Source organism: Mucilaginibacter sp. A3364 (genome assembly GCF_059690715.1).
Genome location: NZ_JCAWED010000001.1, coordinates 2,048,266 through 2,069,334, shown reverse-complemented (window position 1 = coordinate 2,069,334; position 21,069 = coordinate 2,048,266). Strand labels below are relative to the sequence as shown.

Genomic DNA, 21,069 nt, shown 5'->3' with positions numbered 1-21,069 from the left:
TGTTACCGAATCATCACCCCCGGCTTATTCACCACCGGTAGCTTAATAAAATTAGATTCCACAATACTCTCAGGCAGGAAGATGAATTTCTTGTCGTATATCTGTGTGCCAATGTAATAGCTTACCCAGTATTCGTTGGTTAAACCAAAAGTTTGCTCATCAATAGGCTCAATAACCTTTGTCGTGCCTGGTTCTACCAACGGAAACATGTGGCGAAGTGTAGAGGTTTTAACCTGTTCGCCATCTTTATCGCCATAACCCTTTGAAGTGATCATTACGTTTTCGATCACCTCCTTTTTTAGATTGATCAAATAAACATACCACGTTTTGCTCTCCGGCCCCTCGCCCTCAAGCGCCACTGCAACAGCTATATCCTTTACTTCGTTATCGGGGAGGTCTTTTATCATGGTTGTTGTTGTAAAGTTGAAAGGTTGTAATGTTGCAAAGTTAACGTTACAACTTTCCAACATTACAACCTTTAAACGCCAATTACTTCTTCTTAGCAAACTTCTTACCACCTTTTTTAGGCGCTTTGGCTTCAGCATCGGCTAGAGCCTTGCACTGGGCGTAAGTTAGGGTGGTAGGGTCGGTTATGTCTTTTGGTATTTTAACGTTTTGCTTGCCAAACTCAATATACGGGCCCCAACGGCCATTCAGTACTTTAACAGCAGGATCCTCGTCAAAGCTTTTGATCAGCTTTTCAGCATCCTTTTTACGTTTGGCTAATATCAGTTCAATAGCCTGTTCTTCGGTAACATCCAGTGGGTCTATTTCTTTTGGTAATGATACGAATGCACTGTTGTGGCTGATATAAGGTCCGAAACGGCCTATGGCCACTTTCATTACCTTGCCTTCATATTCGCCTACGTTTTTAGGCAATTTAAACAGTTCTAAGGCCTCTTCTAACGAGATGGTCTCTATGCTTTGGCCTGTACGTAAACTGGCGTACTGTGGCTTATAATCCTTATTGTCGTCGCTCGCGTTCTCGCCTATCTGTACAAACGGACCGTAACGACCGATACGTACTGATATCTTCTCGCCACTTTCCGGGTGGATACCCAGCTCGCGTTCGCCGGTAGCTTTATCAGCTGTTTGAATAGTGTTCTCTACATCCTGGTGAAACGGCGCGTAGAAATTGCTGATCATATGCGTCCATTCTTCCAAACCCTGGGCTATCTCGTCAAACTGTTTCTCCACCTTGGCGGTGAAGTTAAAATCAACAATACCCTGGAAGTGCTGCACCAGGAAATCATTCACTACCGAACCAATATCAGTAGGAGATAATTTACCACGCTCGGCACCTGTGTTTTCAGTACGTTGTTCTTTGGTAACGGTGCCTTGTTTAAGTGTCAATACGCGGAAGTTACGTTGCCTGCCTTCGCGTTCTTCTTTAACTACATAACCACGGTTTTGTATGGTAGATATGGTAGGGGCATAGGTTGATGGTCGGCCTATACCCAGCTCCTCTAATTTCTTTACCAAACTGGCCTCGGTATAACGCGCCGGTGGACGAGAGAAACGCTCGGTAGCGCTCATTTCCTGCAAGTCGAGTTGCTGCCCTTTGCTTAGTGGCGGCAGCATCGCGTTGTCGTCATCCTGTTGCGTATCTTCCTCGTCATCGTTTGATTCAAGGTATACTTTCAGGAAGCCGTCAAACTTCATTACTTCACCATTAGCGGTCAGTTCCTCTTTACGGGTTGATATGCCGATCTTAGCGGTAGTTTTCTCAAACTGGGCTTCACTCATTTGCGAAGCGATAGCGCGTTTCCAGATCAATTCATATAAGCGTGTTTCCGCACTTTCACCGCTTACCGAATGGTTATTAAAGTAAGTAGGGCGTATGGCCTCGTGAGCCTCTTGTGCGCCTGCGCTTTTGGTTTTATATTTTCTTTGTTGATGATACTGCGTGCCGTAGGCAGATATAATTTCCTGTGTAGCAGCATTTAAAGCCGTGTCAGATAAATTAACAGAGTCGGTACGCATGTAGGTGATGTGGCCCGATTCGTATAGCTTCTGTGCTATCTGCATCGTACGCGATACAGAGTAACCCAGCTTGCGGCTAGCCTCCTGTTGCAGGGTTGAGGTAGTAAACGGTGCTGCAGGTGAGCGTTTGGTTGGCCTGGTATCTAACGAATTAACGTTAAAATCGGCACCAATACAATCCTGTAAAAACTTCTCGGCGTCTTCCTGTTTACTATAACGCTCGGCCAGTTCAGCTTTAAAAGCTTGTCTGCCGCTACCGAAGATAGCGACGATCTTAAATGCTGCTTCTGATTGGAATTTATTGATCTCGCGCTCACGCTCAACAATAATACGTACAGCTACGGATTGTACACGGCCGGCCGATAAGGATGGTTTAACCTTCTTCCACAAAACTGGTGAAAGCTCAAAGCCCACCAGCCTGTCTAATACCCTGCGTGCCTGTTGCGCATTTACCAGGTTATAGTTTATTTGACGCGGGTTTTCAATTGCCGCCATAATAGCCGGCTTGGTTATTTCGTGAAATACGATACGCTTGGTATTGGCTTCCTTTAAATTTAAAGTATCAAATAAGTGCCATGATATGGCTTCTCCCTCGCGGTCCTCATCGGATGCGAGCCATACCGTTTCGGCTTCTTTAGCTAATTTCTTTAACTCGCTAACTACCTGCTTCTTATCCGCAGGTACCTCATATTTTTGTTGAAAATTATTAGCTATATCAATAGCGTCTTCCGACTTAACCAGATCACGAATATGGCCGTAACTCGACTTCACGGTGAAATCTTTACCCAGGTATCCTTCAATGGTTTTTGCTTTCGCCGGAGATTCTACTATCAATAAATTTTTAGCCATCTAGTCTGTGTTTTTTTGCAAATAAAGGATAAAGTATGCGAAACACAAACTTTTAATTAGGATTGTTTGGTGGTTGTTGTAAAGTTGGAAGGTTGTAAAGTTGAAAGGTTGAAAGGTTTTAAGGCTGAATACCGACATCAAAACTTTAAGAAAGCTCTCACACCTAAAGTTCACAAGGCAACATTCAAACCTTTCAACTTTACAACCTTACAACAACAATATCACATCAGGAAGCCGCCACCCAAAAGATCATTACCCTCATAAAACACAGCCGACTGGCCCGGCGCTATGCCCGATACCATGTGGGTAAAGTCAACCTTCATGTGTTCGCCCATTTGTACAATGCTGCTTTCGGTGCCGGCATCTTTATAACGTACTTTGGTAATGGCGTTAATGGGTTCTTTTATGCTTTCGTATTTGATCAGGTTCAGATTTTTAACCCAGGCCTGTTTGCGTTGCAGTTCGGTTTCGGTACCTAAAACAACGGTATTGGTATGCGCGTCGATATGAGTAACAAACATAGGCTGCCCCAAAGCAATGCCCAAACCACGACGCTGACCGATAGTGTAGAAAGGATATCCCTGGTGTTTGCCCACTACGGTGCCGTCTGTGAGCTTAAAGTCGCCCGGGCCTATGCGTGTATCCAGATCTTCTACTTTGTGTCTTAAAAAGGCTCTGTAGTCGTTATCCGGTACAAAGCATATTTCGTAGCTCTCGCTTTTACCTGCTAGTTCAATCTGGCCCATATCAAGCGCCATCTGGCGGATCTCGGGTTTCGAAAAACTACCTAACGGGAATTTGGTACGTGCCAGGTTTTGCTGCGAAACACCCCACAGTACATACGACTGGTCTTTATTTTCGTCTTTACCTTTTGATATAACGTAACGGCCATTATCCTGTAAACGGATATTGGCGTAATGTCCTGTTGCTATAAATTCGCAATCCAGTTTATTGGCGCGTTTTAAAAGTGCGTCCCATTTAATATGGGTGTTGCAAAGCACGCATGGGTTAGGAGTGCGGCCGGCCAGGTATTCGTCAACAAAGTTGTCGATCACGTAATCGCCAAACTCGTTACGGATATCCAGAATGTAGTGGGGGAAGCCATAACCAACTGCCAGCGCGCGGGCATCGTTAATACTATCAAGGCTGCAGCAACCGGTTTCTTTCGAGCTACCACCGGCTGAGGCATAGTCCCACGTTTTCATGGTAAGGCCGATAACCTCATAGCCCTGCTCATGCAGCATCACTGCTGCTACCGAACTATCAACGCCACCGCTCATTGCCACTAATATCCTTCCGTGTTTACTCATAATGGCTGCAAAGATACGGCTTTGCTTTTTATGTTGATAAAGGCTTGGTCAGCAGATGGTAAAAAGGCGTGTTGGAAGGGTGAAAGTATGTGAAAATTGTTCTTAAGAGGTATTTTCTTTAAAAGAAACATATATTGTATATCAAATACTTATGTATTTTATATGAAGTTATTGTACTTTTAACAAGCGTTGTATCAAGCCTGAATAATAAATATTTAATAAATGAATAATTACTGAATTGAACACCCCAAATTGTTCCGTTAGGAGCAAAAGCTTGGTAGAAACACCATGAGAAAAGCAATTTCGCTCCGTAGGTGCGAAACCCCATTTGATAGGTTGTGTACCTACGGCACACGCTATCTATAATATGGTAATGAGCTACCGAGCTTTGGCCCTTACAGGGCCGGGCCGTTCCGTATCTTAAAGGGTTCGTATTTTCTCACGCCACATAAACCGTCTTAATATTCATAAACTCATGTATCCCGAACATGCCCAACTCTCGCCCATAGCCCGATTCTTTGATACCTCCAAACGGCAAACGCGGATCAGACTTCACCAATGAATTGACGAAACAGGCACCGGCGTCCAATTCCGTAGCCGCGATAAACTCTCCCCTCTTCTTGTTTTGGGTGAACACGGCTGCGCCTAAACCGAAAATACTATCGTTGGCCATGGCCAAAGCCTGGGCCTCGTCCTTCGCAGAAATAATAGCCGCCACCGGACCGAACAGTTCTTCATCATAAGCCGGCATGCCTTTCTTTACTTTGGTAAGGATGGTAGGCGGATAAAAGGCATTATCACCTTTAGGCACCTCGCCACCCAAAATACATTTGGCTCCTTTTTTAACAGATTGCTTCACCTGCTTATGCAATTCATCCCGCAAATCAACCCGTGCCTGCGGGCCGATCTCTGTAGCCGCATCCAACGGATCGCCCATTTTTTTGGCTTTCATTTTTTGGAGAAAGAGTTCTGTAAACTGTTTCTCAACTGATTTAACCACAATAAACCTTTTGGCCGCAATACAGCTTTGCCCGGCATTGATCAGTCTACTGTTTACGCAGGTTTCGGCGGCCAGCTCCAGGTCGGCATCTTCCAGTATTACGTAGGCATCGCTGCCGCCCAGTTCTAACACTGTTTTTTTGATGAGCGAACCTGCTTTTTCGGCTACCTTTCGACCGGCGTTGGTACTGCCGGTAAGGGTTACCGCCTTAACCAGCGGATGTTCGATAACCTTATTGATCTTATCGCTGCCCACTAACAGCGTTTGAAATACATTTTCGGGGAACCCGGAATCTTCCACTATTTTTTGAATAGCCAGCGCGCAGCCCGGCACATTGCTGGCATGTTTTAAAACTCCGCAGTTACCCGCGGCTAATGCCGGTGCCAAAAAGCGAAACACCTGCCAAAACGGAAAGTTCCAGGGCATAATGGCCAGTACCACGCCAATGGGCTTAAAAGTGACGAAGCTTTTGCTGGCCTCGGTTTGTATCAATTGATCTTTTAAAAAGATAGTTGCGTTTTTAGCATAGTAATCACATACAGAAGCGCACTTTTCAATTTCGGCTACGCCTTGTTGGATGGGTTTGCCCATCTCGAGTGCCATGAGGTGCGCCAGTTCCTGCTTTTGGCTGAGCAATACTTTGCTCATTTTTAACAGGCGCTTGCTGCGTTCACTGTGCGGCGTGTGTCTCCACTTTAGCCAGGCCTCATGAGTTTGCTCAATTTTTTTAGCGGCCTGTTTGCCCGAGTGTGCTTTGTATTTACCAATAGTTTCGCCGTTGGCGGGATTTATTGCGATGATGTCCATAACAAAATGCGTTTGGATAATAATAATACATTATACGGAAATTTTTTCGGCTACAGCCTAACAAAAAATGCCCTTCCGATTGGTACGGAAGGGCTGGTTTGGTTTATAAGTGGAAAAGTAAAGGTTCAATAATTAAGCGCGCACCTGCCCATTGCCGCGTATCAGCCATTTGTAGCTGGTCAATTCCTGCAAACCCATAGGGCCGCGGGCATGGAGCTTTTGGGTACTGATGCCAATTTCGGCACCAAGGCCAAACTGGGCACCGTCAGTAAAGGCAGTGGATGTATTCCAGTAAACGGCTGCCGCGTCAACCCGGTTTAAAAAAGTTTCGGCATTGGCGGCGTTTTCTGTAATGATGGCCTCGCTGTGTTTCGAGCTGTGAGCGGCAATGTGGTGTAATGCCTGCTCAAAAGTATCCACCGTTTTGATGGCCATTTTCATCGATAAAAACTCGGTACCAAAATGGTCGGCGTTGGCGGGGTGTAGCAGTTCAACAGGGTAGTTGCCTGTCAATGATGTATAGGCCGCTTCATCAGCATAAACAGTTACACCGGCGTCACCCAATGGTTTTGCTATCGCGATCAGATCGCTTAATCTTGCCGAATGAAAAATAGCACAATCCAATGCATTACAGACACTTACGCGACGTGTTTTAGAGTTAAAGATCACATCCGTCGCAATCTTCAAATCCGCCGATTCATCCACATAAGTATGCACAATACCCGCACCGGTTTCAATTACAGGCACCTTGCTATTTTGGCGCACGCTGTTTATCAGGCCTTGGCTGCCGCGCGGAATGATCACATCCACATAACCAACAGCCTGCATCAAAGCCTCAGCGGCGTCGCGTTCTTTAGGGAGCAATAGTGCTACGTTGACATCAATATCATGCTTTTGCAGCACGTTGTGAATAATGGCTATAATGGCGCGATTAGAAAAATCAGCATCGCTGCCGCCTTTTAATATGCAGATGTTGCCGGTTTTAAAACACAAGGCGAAAACATCGAACGTAACATTCGGCCTCGCCTCGTAAATAACACCTACCACACCTAGTGGCACGCTAACTTTAGATACCTGTAAACCGTTAGGTAATGTTTTATCAGACAGAATATGGCCCAGCGGATTTTCCAGACGAGAAACATTGACGATATCCTTAGCGATATCCTGTATCCGTACTTCGGTTAGTTTTAAGCGGTCGTAATTTGGATTGTTGCTATCCATGCGCTCCAGGTCTTTCTGGTTTTCCTGAAGCAGGTAAGCGGTTTGCACGATGGCTTCGGTGGCCAGATCTGTCAAAATCTGGTTTATGGTAGCAGGAGCGAGGTTGAAATTCCGGCCTGCCAGTTGGGCGTTCTCAAAGTAGGTATTATAGTTCATCGCGTTAGCCTAGTAAATAAAGGTAATCATAGTGCACCAGCGGTTTCTGGTTTTTTTGGCCGATGGTTTCTTTGGCTTTGTCTGCACCGTATTCGGCTATGCCGAGGCCGATGAGGTGTTGGTTATCATCCACCAGTTTAATGATCTCGCCCTTTTTAAAATCCGACAATACATCGGTTACACCAACCGGCAGCAAACTAATAGCTTTACCGTTAGAAGTAAGCGCCAGTTTGGCCCCCGCGTTAACCTGCACCACACCAGTGGCCGATTTCTCGGAGTGCGCTATCCATTTCTTTTTATCCGAAGCCGTTTTTACCGGTACAAAGCGCGTATGTCGGGCTTCGCCGGATAAAACGTCTGTTAATATATTGTCTATAGTGCCGTTGGCGATATGCACGGCGATGCCCAGTCGTGCAGTTTTTTGTGCCATGGTTGATTTGGTGATCATCCCGCCACGGCCAAATTGAGATTTACCTGTGCTTACAAACGAGGCGAAATCAATACCATTATCATTCACCTCTTCTATCAGAGCAGAACCGGCCTCATTCGGCGGGCCGTCATAAATACCATCAACGTTAGTTAGAATAACCAAAGCCTGGGCGTTCAGCATAGATGCCATTAAGCCGGCCAGTTCGTCGTTATCGGTAAACATTAATTCTGTCACGGATACTACGTCGTTCTCGTTTACAATCGGGATAACATTGTGTTGCAGCAATATCTCTAAACAGTTTTTCATGTTGAGGTAGTGCTGGCGGCCCTTGAAATCTTCCGTAGTAACCAGCACCTGCGAACATAGCATATCATGCTGTTCAAACAGCTGAGCATATATATTAATGAGCTTTACCTGCCCGATAGAGGCCAGCAACTGGCGGGCGGCAATGGCATCGTATTTATCAGACACGGTGATCAAACTCCGCCCTGCTGCAACCGCGCCCGAGGATACCAGAATTACCTCAATACCCCGATTTTTAATAGCCACCATTTGCTCCACCAAAGCGCTAATCCGCTGCTGATCGGGGAGACCATTGGTCTGCGTTAACACGTTCGAACCAATTTTGATGACTATCCGCTTGTAGTTGAATGACATTAGAAACGATATTAAAATCGCCATAAATATCATAAAAATTACTGGTTTTGCTATGTTTTTGATAGAAATTAAATGAAATATAGTAAAAGTGGCAGATTTTGACCCTTGTATAGTAGGGTAACGGGCGTAGAAAGACAAAAAATGAATTATTCTAATTGTTTTTGATTTATTATGATATAAAAATGAAGAATTATTAATGATTCTTCGCCTATCTTGAAACCGTTAGAAAAGCCCCTCCACAAATTATTTTCAAAAAAAACTTGTGGTTTGATTTATTTATTTACTTTTGTCTAGTAATTCTATAGACAATACATATTATGTATACTTTAAAACAGATCACCGCTCCACTAATGCAAAGCCTTGCCTGCTGTTGTTGCTGAACAACACCATCTCATTATTCAATCTTTAAAATATTTTACTCAACATCCTACACATTATTTGACAATGAAACTTGTATCCTATACGGTAAAACTTTTACTATTAACCTTATTCATAAGCGCGCCGGCTTACGCGCAAAATAAACTGACCGGTACTGTGAAAAATTCAAAAGGCGAGCCGCTGCCACGTGCAACCGTGCTGGTTAGGGGAACCTCAATAGCTGTAAGCGCCGATGATGAAGGCAAATTTAGCATAGACCCAAAACAACAACCGCCGTTTTATATCCAAATACGTTCTGTAGGCTATAAGCCACAGGATTTTCAGATATTAGAATTTAAAGATGCCCCGATAGAACTAACCCTGGTTGAAGACGACCAGTTGGCCGAGATCGTGGTAACATCGCGCCGCCGCCGCGAGGCCTTGCAGGACGTGCCTATCCCGGTATCGGTAGTAGGTGGTAAGCAAATTGACGAGGCCGGCGCGTTTAACGTAAACCTGGTGAAGCAGTTTGTACCATCGCTGCAATTGTACACTTCAAACCCGCGTAATACCGGTATAAACATTCGTGGTATTGGTTCACCGTTTGGTTTAACTAACGATGGTTTGGATCCGGGTGTTGGTTTTTATGTAGATGGTGTTTACTACGCTCGCCCTGCTGCCGCTACACTTGACTTTATCGATGTAGAAAGCATTGAAGTATTACGGGGCCCTCAAGGTACCTTGTTTGGTAAAAATACGGCTGCGGGCGCCTTCAACATTACTACCCGCAAAGCCAGCTTTACCCCGGGTTTAGCTTTAGAGAGCAGCTTTGGTAATTTTGGTTACATACAAGCTAAAGCTTCGGTAACCGGGCCGTTAAGCAAAACTTTGGCTGCACGTGTTTCATTTTCGGGTACGCAGCGCGATGGTTTGGTTGATAACGTACGCACCGGCCGTGCTACTAACGATGTAAATAACTTAGGTTTACGTGCACAATTGTTATTTCAGCCTACGCAGGATATAGCCATTACTTTATCGGGTGATGTATCTGATCAAAAGCCCGACGGTTACGCCCAGGTAGTTGCAGGTGTTGCGCCTACTAAACGTGCAGCATATCGCCAGTTTAACGCTATTATTGCCGATCTGGGTTACTCGCTGCCAAGCCTGAATGCTTTCGATCGTAAAATAGATCATGACACGCCGTGGAGATCAGGCAACCAATTAGGTGGCCTTTCCTTAAACGGCGATTTTAAAATTGGCCCGGGAACATTAACCTCAACTACAGCATACCGTTATTGGAACTGGGACCCATCAAACGACCGTGATTTTACCGGCTTACCTGTACTGGCCAAGTCACAAAACCCGGCCAAGCATAAAAACTGGTCGCAAGAGGTACGCTACGCCGGCGAATTTTCAAAACGTTTAAGCGGCGTGGTAGGTTTATTTTACCTTGACCAGGAAGTGAAAATCACCGGTACCGAGGAATCAGGCGCTGCACAAGCACGTTTCTCAAAAAGCTCAACAGGTAATAATGCTAACACTCCGGGTACTACTAATGATCAGCTTTGGGCTACTCCGGGCTTGTTAGAAGGTTACGGTATTTATACTAACGCGTCCATCAAATCAAAAAGTGCCGCGGCATTTGCCAGTGTTGATTACGAGTTTGCCAAAGGCTTCCACATTGTACCTGGTGTACGTATCAACTATGATAAAAAAGATGTGTTTTATGATCGTCAGGCCAGAGGCGGTTTAGATATAGCCAACAGTGCTTACAGCCCAGCGGTTAAAGCCGAATTGGTGAAAATTAAAAATGGTGTATACAGCAGCCAAAACTATACTACTAACACCGACGAGAAGAACTTTACCTATTCTATAACCGCGGCTTATCGCCCGGATAGCAGACTTAACGTTTTTGCTACCTACTCAACCAGCTACAAGCCGGTAGGTGTAAACGTAGCCGGTTTGCCATCGCCTGAAGCCGGTAAAACTATATTGGATTACGCGGTTATCAAACCTGAAAAAACACGTCATTATGAGTTAGGTTTTAAAAGTACCCCAATTACCAACCTGATATTGAATTTAACTTTCCATAATTCTGATATAGACAACTACCAAACCAATGTTCAATCGGCCGATTTGACCGTGAACCGTGGTTACATTGCCAATGCCGAAAAAGTAAACGTAAAAGGTGCAGAGTTAGATGGTAACTACCGCGTTGATCAAAACTTTACCTTCTATGGTAACGTTGCTTACACCGATGCCAAATACGTGAAGTTTACCAACGCGCCGCTTCCGTTAGAAGAAACCGGTTTGTTGCCTCCGTTTAAAGACATCTCGGGTGGTGTACTTCCGGGGGTATCAAAATGGGCCGGCTCATTAGGCGGCGAGTTTGCTACCGATGCTAAGTTTTTAAACAACCCGGCGTCAAAATTTTTCCTGGCGGTTGATGGTTCTTTCCGTTCATCATTCTCATCAAGCGCTTCGCCTTCGGCTTACTTAAACATTGCCGGTTACGGCTTGCTTAACGCACGTTTAGGCTTTAAAGCAGTACACGGTTTTGGTGCCTATATTTGGAGCCGCAACCTGCTTAACCAAAACTATTTTGAGCAGTTGCTACCCGCAGGTGGTAACGCGGGTCACTACGCAGGTGTATTGGGCGACCAACGTACACTGGGTGTAACCTTACGTTATACTTTATAAAAAGATTTTTCTTTAGGTTGATTTATAGTGAAAGCGGGTTCGGCAGTTGCCGGCCCGCTTTTTTTTGCGTGTAAGCGTGGACGGTTAAAATTTTTTGTGTTCAGGTGTGGATGCTTGAACAAACGGGGGCTATTAATGACATTTTGATGGAAAAAAATATTATTAGTTTTATATAATAAAACTTTTATGAAAAATATTTTATTGTCATTACTGTTTTTTTTTAATATCACCGAAGCTTTTTGTCAAGGAGACATATCTTTTCCGGTAAAATCTCCGATTTCTGCAGGGCGAAATTTAGGATATCAAAAAAAATATAATGTCGAGGCTGCTTTTCATGGAGTAACTTTTTTTGGGAAAGAATGCAATTTTCGATATTCAAAATTCTTAAAATCAGCTTTTTTTGACCATTGCGTATTCCAGACGGAAACTGATTTTGATTATACTCGTTGTTTTGATGCTGCGGATTTTAGTTGGTCAGATTTTAGAAAAAATCTTTTCTTCGAAAATTCAATATTTAAAAAAAATGTAAAATTCCATTCATGTCAATTTGATTCCGATGTAGATTTCGGTGGAACAATATTTGAAAAAAAAGTAGATTTTTCGACTTCGAGATTCAAGCAAATAGCCATTTTTCAAAAGTGTGTGTTCAACGGAAAGGTAGATTTCAATGTATCGTCATTCAAGGTAGTGCAATTTCGAGACGTTAAATTTGAGAGTCGTGTAAATTTCTTTTTTACCACATTTTATGCCTATGCATTTTTTAAAAACGCCTTATTTGAAGAAAAGGCTACTTTGAATTTTAATAGTATGCATACTACAGATAGTACTTACTTTGATTTTAATAACACGGTATTCCCTGATACAATATTATTTTCGAATATCTTAGATTTAAAACATGATGTGTTTTTTACTAATGCAAATTTTACTCACAATTCACGATTCGATATTAAAACTAACAAACCTCGTAGAATATTAATCAATCTGTTAAATTCTAATATCGCTAAGCTTCATATTGACTACACCCACTTTAAATTATTGTTGCCTGATTCTGTAGAATTAAATGATTTTGATTCGAGGAAAATTTCCGTTTCATACGAACAAAAGGTCTCAGTGTATGAGCAGCTATTAAATAACTTTAAAAATAATGGACAAGTTGAAAGTTATAAATTACTGGATATTGAGTATCAAAGATTTAAATGGAGTACGAAAGGATACAATTGGCTAGGCTTGTTTCTGCAACTATGGTGGAATTTCGGTTACAATAAAGAATATATTTTTCTGTGGACATTGTTTTTTATAGGCTTATTTACCACCATTACATATTTGTATTTACATGATCTCAATAAATACGTTTATAAAATAAAATGTATCCCATTCCAAGAGCATTGGGTAAATAAATTCTCGCTAGATAATTTTGGAATAAGACTTTGGTCTTCATTTATATATACATTGATTGTTTTTTTTAGTCTGAAAATTCAAGTAGATAATTTGAAAGTAAAACAAAAAAAAGGGACATTGTATATAGTTGTTGTCTACATATTGGGTATTATTTGCATAGCGTACATCGCAAATTTTGTTTTGCAGAAATAATTTAGATTGATGATATAATATTTAGTTTTCCTCACCCAACCTTTTCACCAACCTCCTCACCGTACTCAAAGGCCTCCCTGTATCGGCAACGATCTGCCGCAGGCTTTTGCCTTGCCCGTGCAATTCCATTACCCGGTCTTCCAGGCTTTTGCGTTGCTGCTGGGTGATGTGCAGCAGATGATCCGCTTCGCGGGCCAGGTCGGTAAATTCGAATTGGAGAAAGTTGTAGGGTTTAATAATTTGACACAGGTACACATTGCCTGCACCATATATCTGTTTGCCGCTGCGTTGCTTAATTTGTTTGAGGTAACGCGTGGAGGGATGGGCCTGGCTTTCGCCGATGGCAAAGGCGCTATCGGCAAAGTTGATGAGCATTTTACTGCCTTGCAGATCATTGCGGGTAATGGGGTTGGATGGGTTGCGTTTAGGCGTATGCGCCAATACCAGGATGGAAAGATTGTACTTATTTTTGAGCGTTTGCAGCTTTTGCATCAGGCTTACCGCCGCGGCTGCTGCCTGGGTACCGGTGCGTAAGCAGGTAATGTTATCAATGATCAATACCCGGGCCTTGCTGGTGATGAGCATGTTTTCGAGCGCGTTATTAATATAGTCGTGGTAGTTGTCAAACTTATGCGCTCCCATGGCTTCCGGGTTGAAAACTACCCGGTAAAAGTTATCGGCAAATTGGTGCTTGCCGTAAACAGAACTGGTGTAACGTTGCGCGAATTGCCGGTCGTTCAGTTCCAGATCGAAATACAGCACAGTTGCCGCTTTTGTAGCGTTAAAGCAGGGGATAGGTACCCCACGACTCAGCGCATCGCCAATTTGAACGGCGAGTATAGACTTGCCTACATTGGTATCGGCAAACAGGATGCATAGTTCGCCCTCGTACCAAAAATCGCCGAAAAGCATTGGGGCCTCGTACTGGCCGGAATCGGTTTCCAGGAAATCTGCCGCAGGCTTAATAATAAAAGCATCCTTACTATCAGCCGGACTACGTAGCAGATTATTTAATTGTTGATTTTGTTTGGCGGTGATGGTGCCGCGGGCGGCAGAGCGAATGAGTTCGATCTCGAGCGGTCGCTCATAATAGTGATGGGGGGTGTTATACTGGCTCATAAAATTGGGGAGTGCTGCAAGGTCAGAGTATTCTCGCTTATTTATGGTGACAGTGTTTTGTCAGTAGCTGTTACGGAAAGTAAATTTTAGGTGTGCCACTTTGGAACACCCGTAAATAATCTATAAAAAATTAAGTTATTGATTATTAAATAGTTGAAGTTTTTAGCGGGGTGTGCCAGGGTGTTTCGCTTTTGTATTTAATTATCTGAAATACAATTAATTAAGTAAAATATGGTGTGCCACGTGTTTTACTTCAAAAAAGTGGAACACCCTAAACAAAAAAGGCGACCTGATCATTTCAGGTCGCCTTTTTTCTTGTGCTGTTAACGCTTAATCAGCTACATTACGCAGCATCAAAGCACCAACGGTAACGTTGGTACGGCTATCAATAATGATAGCGCCGCCGTTAGCTTTGTTCTCTTCGTAGGCATCAAACGCCAACGGATCGGCAGTTTTGATCACAATGCGGCCGATGTCGTTTAGTTTGAAATCTTCGCTTTGTTCTTTCTCCAGCGTGTTGATGTTCACTTTGTACAGCGTCTCCTGTATTTTGCAACGGGTTACTTTGCTGTTGTGTTGGATGAAGTAGGTGTGGCTGGTATCCAGTGCGCGGGTATCCATCCAGCAAAGGTCGGCTTCAATCAGTTGTGAAACCTGTGGCTGGTAGCTGCTGTTCACCAACAGGTCGCCGCGGCTAATGTCTATCTCATCCTCCAAATGTACCGTTACCGACATGCCTGCCGTTGCCTCTTCAGGCTGCTGATCGAATACCTCTATTTTGCTAATGGTCGATGTAAAGCCCGAAGGCAATACGGTAACCTTATCGTTCACCTTAAACGAACCGCTTGACACGCGACCGGCATAGCCACGGTAATCATGCAATTCATCAGTTTGCGGGCGTATAACCCATTGTACAGGCAAACGCGCGTGCTCGGTGCTGTTATCAACAGCCACGTCAACCGTCTCCAGGAAGTGCAGTAAGCTTTTGCCCGGGTACCATGCCATGTTGGTTGAGTCGTTAACAATGTTATCGCCTTTCAGCGCGCTCACCGGTATGTAGTGTACGTTTTTAAGGCCTACCTTTTCTGCAAGGGCTTTATAGTCGGCCACAATGTTGTTGTAAGTTTCTTCGCTATAGTCAACCATATCCATTTTGTTAATGGCTACCACAATTTGCTGTATGCCTAGTAATGACACCAGGAAGGAGTGGCGGATGGTTTGCTCAATTACACCTTTGCGCGAGTCGATCAATATAATGGCCAGGTTAGCGTTCGAAGCGCCTGTAACCATGTTACGGGTATATTGAATGTGGCCTGGGGTATCGGCAATAATGAACTTGCGCTTATCGGTTTGGAAGTATTTGTAAGCAACGTCAATAGTGATGCCTTGCTCGCGCTCGGCCTTCAAGCCATCGGTTAAAATGGCAAGGTCAATGGTGCCGTCGTCGTTTTTGCGGTTTGATGCCTGCAGGGCTTCCAGTTGGTCAAGCAGGATCGAGTCGCTATCATATAACAAACGACCTATTAGCGTACTTTTGCCATCGTCAACGCTACCTGCAGTTAAAAATTTTAGTATATCCATGGCTTAAAAGTATCCTCCCTTTTTGCGATCTTCCATTGCGGCTTCAGATACCTTGTCGTCCATACGGGCGCCACGCTCACTTATTTTTGATTCGCTTATTTCGTTTATGATGTCGTCAATTAAAAACGCGTCAGATGCTACTGCCGCGGTACAGGTCATATCGCCCACGGTACGAAAACGTACGGTACGGCGGGTGATCACATCCTGCTCATCCATATTCAATACCTCGTGGGCAGCCATTAGCTGGCCGTTACGGGTAATGGTATCACGCTCGTGCGCGAAGTAGATGGAAGGTAGTTCAATTTTTTCGCGGCGGATGTAGTTCCAAACGTCAAGCTCGGTCCAGTTACTAATAGGGAATACCCTAACGTTTTCGCCTTTGTGGATCTTGCCGTTGTAAACGTTCCAAAGCTCAGGGCGCTGGCGTTTCGGGTCCCATTGGCCAAATTCATCACGTACCGAAAAGATACGCTCCTTGGCACGGGCTTTCTCCTCATCGCGACGGGCACCACCTATACAAGCATCAAACTTGTTGGCGGCAATGGTATCCAGCAGGGTGACGGTCTGCAAAGGGTTACGACTAGCGTTTTTACCTTTCTGCTCAACCACTTTACCCTGGTCTATCGAGTCCTGCACATGGCCAACAATAAGCTTTTCGCCAAGGCGGGCTATCATGTTGTCGCGGTACTCAATGGTTTCAATAAAGTTATGGCCGGTATCAATGTGTACCAGCGGGAATGGGAACTTACCCGGACGGAAAGCCTTCTCGGCCAAACGTACCAGGGTGATGGAATCTTTACCACCCGAAAATAGAAGCGCGGGGCGCTCAAACTGGCCGGCTACCTCACGCAGAATATGTATCGCTTCTGCTTCAAGCTCGTCTAAATAGTCCAGTTGTTTGTTGTTACTCATGTATGTTATTAATTATTGAGGGATTGAATTGCGGTAAGGCAATCCAATAATTATTTCTCGTCTATGATCAACTCGTGCAAACCGCACTCTTTTTTGCTTTGATCTTCCCACCACCAGCGGCCGGCTCTAAAATCCTCCCCTTCGCGGATGGCTCGGGTGCAAGGCAAGCAGCCAATGCTCGGGAAACCTTTATCATGTAAGGTGTTGTAGGGCACGTTGTATTGTTTAACGTAAGCCTTTACATCATCCAGCGTAAAGTCGAAGATGGGATGGAACTTCACCAGCTGATGACCTTCGTCCCATTCCACATTATGCATATCCTGGCGGTTTACCGATTGCTCGGCACGTATGCCGGTTATCCAGCATTTGTTGCCGGCCAGGGCACGGTTCAAAGGCTCCAGTTTGCGTATGCCACAACATTCTTTACGGTTATCTACCGACTCATAAAAACTGTTAGGGCCTTTACTATTTACCATGCGCTCCAAAGCATCGTTGTTTGGATAGTAAGCATGAATAGGCTGACCGTACATCTCCATTGTGCGGTTCCAAACATAGTAAGTTTCGGGGAATAAGCGGCCGGTTTCTAACGTAAAAACTTTTATGGGGATATTGTTGGCGAAGATCATGTGGGTTATCACCTGGTCTTCCCAACCAAAGCTTGTTGAAAATACTATTTCACCAGCAAAGTGTTCGGCCAGTTTTTTCAGGGCCTCAACAGGTTGCAGGCCTGCTGTTAGTTGTTTTATATGTTCTGCTGACGTGTTCATTATATTACTTTACTAATAAAGCCAAAGATACTTTTAAAGCTTACCAATATCACAATTATACCTACAGCCACCATGATCACTTTTACCGATATACGGTTTGATATCCTGGCGGCGATAGGGGCTGCCAGAGCGCTACCAATAATTAAACCGGCTATTGCGCTCCATGGCGCGCCATTTAGCATAGTTAAAAATACAAGTGAGCCTATCATGGCGATAAAGAATCGCGTTAACTTAACTGTACCCAGCGAAAAACGAGGATGGCGGCCACCGGCGATCAACGATGACAGTACGATAGAGCCCCAGCCGCCTCCGCCTACGGCGTCAATAAAACCGCCCCCTAAGCCTAATAATGATATGCGTTTGATCTTATCTCCTGATTTCTTTTTCTGTGTTTTAACAGCTTTTGATAAAATGACACCACCCAATATTAAAGTGTAAACCGAAACCAAAGGCTTAGTGTACATGGAGTAATGCTCCAATGATGAAATTAAACCTGCACCAACCGCGGCACCCAGGATGCCAGGTAAGATGAGCAGTTTAAACAATTTCCAGTTTACATTACCCATGCGGTAGTGCATCCAACCGGCTATACCGTTACTCATGATCTCGGATAAATGCACCGCCATACTTGCCGAGGCAGGCGAGATACCCATCGATATGGAAAACGCGGTAGAAGTAACCCCGTATGACATACCTATAGCACCATCAACCATAGCAAACACAAAACCTGCCGCTAAAAAGTAATAAAAATGCGGGTCGATCTGTTGGGCATAGGTTCTAAACTCAGGCTCATTCATCCATAACGCTGTTACGGCAATGCCTATCGAAAAAATGATAGACAACCATATCAGCCATTTCAGGTTTTTGCGCTCAACCTTAGGCTCTATCAATATAGACGTAACCCGGTTAAGCTCTTTTACCTTGTGTGCAAAATCGCCGGTAAGGGTGTTGCGTAGTTGGCTTAACTGCTGCAGGGTAGTATCCAGTTCGGATGGAATGCTTTCGTCCAATACCTCGCGTAAGCGTTTAGCTACCGTTGGTGATAAGCCGTTGGTTGATATACCTATCTTCAAATCGCCTTTTTGTACGATGGAGCCCAGATAAAAATCACACAATTCGGGTTTGTCGGCAACATTTATCAGTAGCTTGCGCTGATGTGCCGATTCGCGTACGTATTGATTAAGCTTGCTATCGTTGGTAGCTGCTATAACCAGGTCGGCATTATCCAGGTCATCATCCGTAAATGATTTCTGAACTATGTTTACCTTTAAGTATTTATCAGCTAGTGCCTGTACCTCGGGCAAAACCTGCTCGGAAATAACAGTTACCGTGGCGTTTTGACTGTTATTTAAAACGGCGGTCAGTTTCTCCAAACCAACATTGCCTGCGCCAATAAGCACAGTATGCAGCTGGTTTAGTTTCAGGAAAACGGGGAATAACTGGTTACCTGCCGGGGTTTCGGCAGGAGCAGTCAGCAATTCCTTATTTTCGGATAGAGATGCCATAGACATGCAATTATTATGACTGTAAAACAGCTTCTCTTTTAGCCTTAACGTTTTCTAAAAACTGAGTTGCCTGTGCTTTGTATGCTGACGCGAATTCTTCAGACGGTTCATTTTGGTTGATCTGCATTACCAGTTCATTAAAGCTGCCAGCCAGTTCAAAATCACCAACCGAAACATACTGTGCATCAAACTCACGCATAATACCGGCTTGGGTACCTATGTTAATGCCTTTATCTAACAACAAAGCTTTAGCCGAGTTAATGAATACGTTATATGAGTGATAAATAGCATCGCCCCAGGCACCGTTAGCGTAAGCTTCGTTTGCCCAGCCTAGTTTCTCGTCGCTTTCATATAATAAGGTAGCAACCAAATCAATCACAACACCGGCACACTCGCCAACGCCTATGGCTTTTTCATAAGTTTCCACATGGCCCCAGTCTACATAATCCTCTTCGGTAAGAGTGGTAAGGTCGGCCAATGGTTTCAGCATCTGGTAAAAATAGTCTTTACCCTGGCGATCATAGTAGTCGTTGAAAAGCTCGTTTTCGATTGAGTTAGCTTTATAATCATCTAACAGATCGCGTAAAACCTGCGTAGCACGTTTTGATGGGATCTTGATCACACGGTCGCCGGCGCGGCCAACGCCGTCGCCTACGGTACCACCGCCCAGCATAACCTGCATTGATGGCAACACTTTTGCACCCGCTTTTAACGAACTGCCGTGGAAACCAATATGCGCCATGCTGTGTTGGCCGCATGAGTTCATGCAACCACTGATTTTTATTTTAATGTCGCGATTATAGATCAGGTCCTCATATTCATTGTAGATCAGATCTTCCAATACGCGTGCAAAGGTCATACTGTTTGATATACCCAGGTTACAGGTATCGGTACCCGGGCAGGTAGTAACATCAGCTACGCTATCAAAACCCGGTGCTGCCATACCAATTTCGGCCAGGCCATTGTATAGGGTAGGGAAAGCTTCAGGGCGAACATATTTTAATAATAAGCCCTGGTTTTGCGTGATACGGATCTCGTCGCCGGCTAATGGTTGCAACAGGGCTACCAGTTTGCGTGCCTTATCAGTTGGAATATCGCCGGTTTCTACTTTAATATATACGCCGTAAAAGCCTTTTTGCTTTTGTTCGAAAACGTTAGTTGCCAACCATTGCTCATAACCTAGTGGATTGCTAATAACAACTTCGCCAAATTCAATAGCCGGTGGCAATACAGGTACTTCTACCGCTTCGGTGTTTATCTTATAGGTTTTCACCTTATTGGCAACGCGCTCGGCTTTGATCAGGTTCAAAGTTTCTTCAATACCGAACTTCTGCACCACATATTTTAAACGGGCCTTATTACGGTTGTTGCGTTCGCCGTAGCGATCAAACACGCGGATTGTCGATTCGATGTAAGGCACCAGTTGGTCTTCGGGTAAAAAGTCGTCAACAATATGCGCCAAAATAGGCTGCGCGCCAAGGCCACCACCTAACATTACTTTAAAACCGCGTTCACCTTTGTCATTTATCTTTGGTATAAAGCCCAAATCGTGCGCGTAAGAGTATGCTGTGTCCTCATCACTTGCCGAAAACGCAATTTTGAACTTACGAGGCATATCCTGGTTAACCGGGTTACGCAGTAAATATTCAAACGCGCCATGCGCGTAAGGCGACACGTCAAACGGTTCTTTCGGATCTATACCAGCGGTAGGTGAGGCTGTAATATTACGTACGGTGTTACCGCAGGCTTCTCTCAATGTTACATCATCTTGCTCTAACTCAGCCCAAAGTTCGGGCGTACGGTCAAGGCTAACGTAGTGCGTTTGTATATCCTGGCGGGTAGTTAGGTGCAGGTTACTGTTGGCGTACTTGTCGCTAACCTCGGATATGCGCAGTAGCTGTTTAAAGGTTACCTTACCAAAAGGTAATTTTATACGGATCATTTGCACACCGGGCTGGCGCTGGCCGTAAATACCACGTGCTAAACGAAGGCTTCTAAATTTCTCGTCATGTATCTTTCCTTCACGAAACTCCCTTATCTTTTTCTCAAGATCTATAATGTCTTTCTCAACAACCGGGTTTTCAAGCTCTGTTCTGAAGCTTTGCATATTCTCTTATATCTTCTT

At 44.4% G+C, this 21,069-nt stretch carries 14 protein-coding genes; 2 read left to right on the top strand and 12 right to left on the bottom strand.

The window, feature by feature from the left end; genetic code table 11:
* Positions 1–2: 2 nt before the first annotated feature.
* The 6 genes from AC59JT_RS09240 to proB form a co-directional block, all read right to left on the bottom strand.
* The gene (locus tag AC59JT_RS09240) at positions 3–407 is read right to left on the bottom strand and encodes a hypothetical protein (RefSeq protein WP_497398026.1); all 405 of its coding nucleotides are present in this window, start codon (positions 405–407) and stop codon (positions 3–5) included.
* Between the two features lie 82 nt (positions 408–489).
* Complete coding sequence (gene topA, locus AC59JT_RS09235) at positions 490–2,832, bottom strand: type I DNA topoisomerase (protein ID WP_497398024.1); 2,343 nt, start codon at positions 2,830–2,832, stop codon at positions 490–492.
* A 221-nt stretch (positions 2,833–3,053) separates the two neighbouring features.
* Positions 3,054–4,142, bottom strand: coding sequence for a tRNA 2-thiouridine(34) synthase MnmA (gene mnmA / locus AC59JT_RS09230; protein ID WP_497398022.1), 1,089 nt, complete (start codon positions 4,140–4,142; stop codon positions 3,054–3,056).
* Between the two features lie 439 nt (positions 4,143–4,581).
* Positions 4,582–5,949: an NAD-dependent succinate-semialdehyde dehydrogenase gene (locus AC59JT_RS09225; RefSeq protein WP_497398020.1), complete on the bottom strand. Its 1,368-nt coding sequence runs from the start codon at positions 5,947–5,949 to the stop codon at positions 4,582–4,584.
* Positions 5,950–6,081: 132 nt separating this feature from the next.
* Positions 6,082–7,326: a glutamate-5-semialdehyde dehydrogenase gene (locus AC59JT_RS09220; protein WP_497398018.1), complete on the bottom strand. Its 1,245-nt coding sequence runs from the start codon at positions 7,324–7,326 to the stop codon at positions 6,082–6,084.
* Positions 7,327–7,330: 4 nt separating this feature from the next.
* Positions 7,331–8,413, bottom strand: a complete 1,083-nt coding sequence (gene proB / locus AC59JT_RS09215; RefSeq protein WP_497398016.1) for a glutamate 5-kinase — start codon at positions 8,411–8,413, stop codon at positions 7,331–7,333.
* Between the two features lie 444 nt (positions 8,414–8,857).
* Here proB and AC59JT_RS09210 point away from each other — a divergent pair, with 444 nt between their 5' ends.
* Both AC59JT_RS09210 and AC59JT_RS09205 read left to right on the top strand, forming a co-directional pair.
* A complete protein-coding gene (locus tag AC59JT_RS09210; RefSeq protein ID WP_497398014.1) occupies positions 8,858–11,470 on the top strand; it encodes a TonB-dependent receptor in 2,613 nt (870 codons plus the stop codon).
* 186 nt (positions 11,471–11,656) lie between these two features.
* Complete coding sequence (locus AC59JT_RS09205) at positions 11,657–13,060, top strand: pentapeptide repeat-containing protein (RefSeq protein ID WP_497398012.1); 1,404 nt, start codon at positions 11,657–11,659, stop codon at positions 13,058–13,060.
* 21 nt (positions 13,061–13,081) lie between these two features.
* On the opposite strand, the gene AC59JT_RS09200 is transcribed toward AC59JT_RS09205, so the two are convergent.
* From AC59JT_RS09200 to AC59JT_RS09175, 6 genes are all read right to left on the bottom strand, one after another.
* Positions 13,082–14,179, bottom strand: coding sequence for an AAA family ATPase (locus AC59JT_RS09200; RefSeq protein WP_497398010.1), 1,098 nt, complete (start codon positions 14,177–14,179; stop codon positions 13,082–13,084).
* 330 nt (positions 14,180–14,509) lie between these two features.
* Positions 14,510–15,760: a sulfate adenylyltransferase subunit 1 gene (locus tag AC59JT_RS09195; RefSeq protein WP_497398008.1), complete on the bottom strand. Its 1,251-nt coding sequence runs from the start codon at positions 15,758–15,760 to the stop codon at positions 14,510–14,512.
* 3 nt (positions 15,761–15,763) lie between these two features.
* Positions 15,764–16,672, bottom strand: coding sequence for a sulfate adenylyltransferase subunit CysD (cysD, locus tag AC59JT_RS09190; RefSeq protein ID WP_497398006.1), 909 nt, complete (start codon positions 16,670–16,672; stop codon positions 15,764–15,766).
* A gap of 50 nt (positions 16,673–16,722) precedes the next feature.
* Entirely contained in the window at positions 16,723–17,439 is a 717-nt protein-coding gene (locus AC59JT_RS09185; RefSeq protein ID WP_497398005.1) for a phosphoadenylyl-sulfate reductase, read from the bottom strand.
* Positions 17,439–18,944 carry a TSUP family transporter gene (locus AC59JT_RS09180; RefSeq protein ID WP_497398003.1) on the bottom strand — a complete coding sequence of 502 codons (1,506 nt, stop codon included), beginning with the start codon at positions 18,942–18,944 and terminating at the stop codon, positions 17,439–17,441. The genes AC59JT_RS09185 and AC59JT_RS09180 overlap by 1 nt, the downstream gene beginning before the upstream one ends.
* Positions 18,945–18,957: 13 nt before the next feature.
* A complete protein-coding gene (locus AC59JT_RS09175; RefSeq protein WP_497398001.1) occupies positions 18,958–21,051 on the bottom strand; it encodes a ferredoxin-like domain-containing protein in 2,094 nt (697 codons plus the stop codon).
* Positions 21,052–21,069 lie beyond the last annotated feature (18 nt).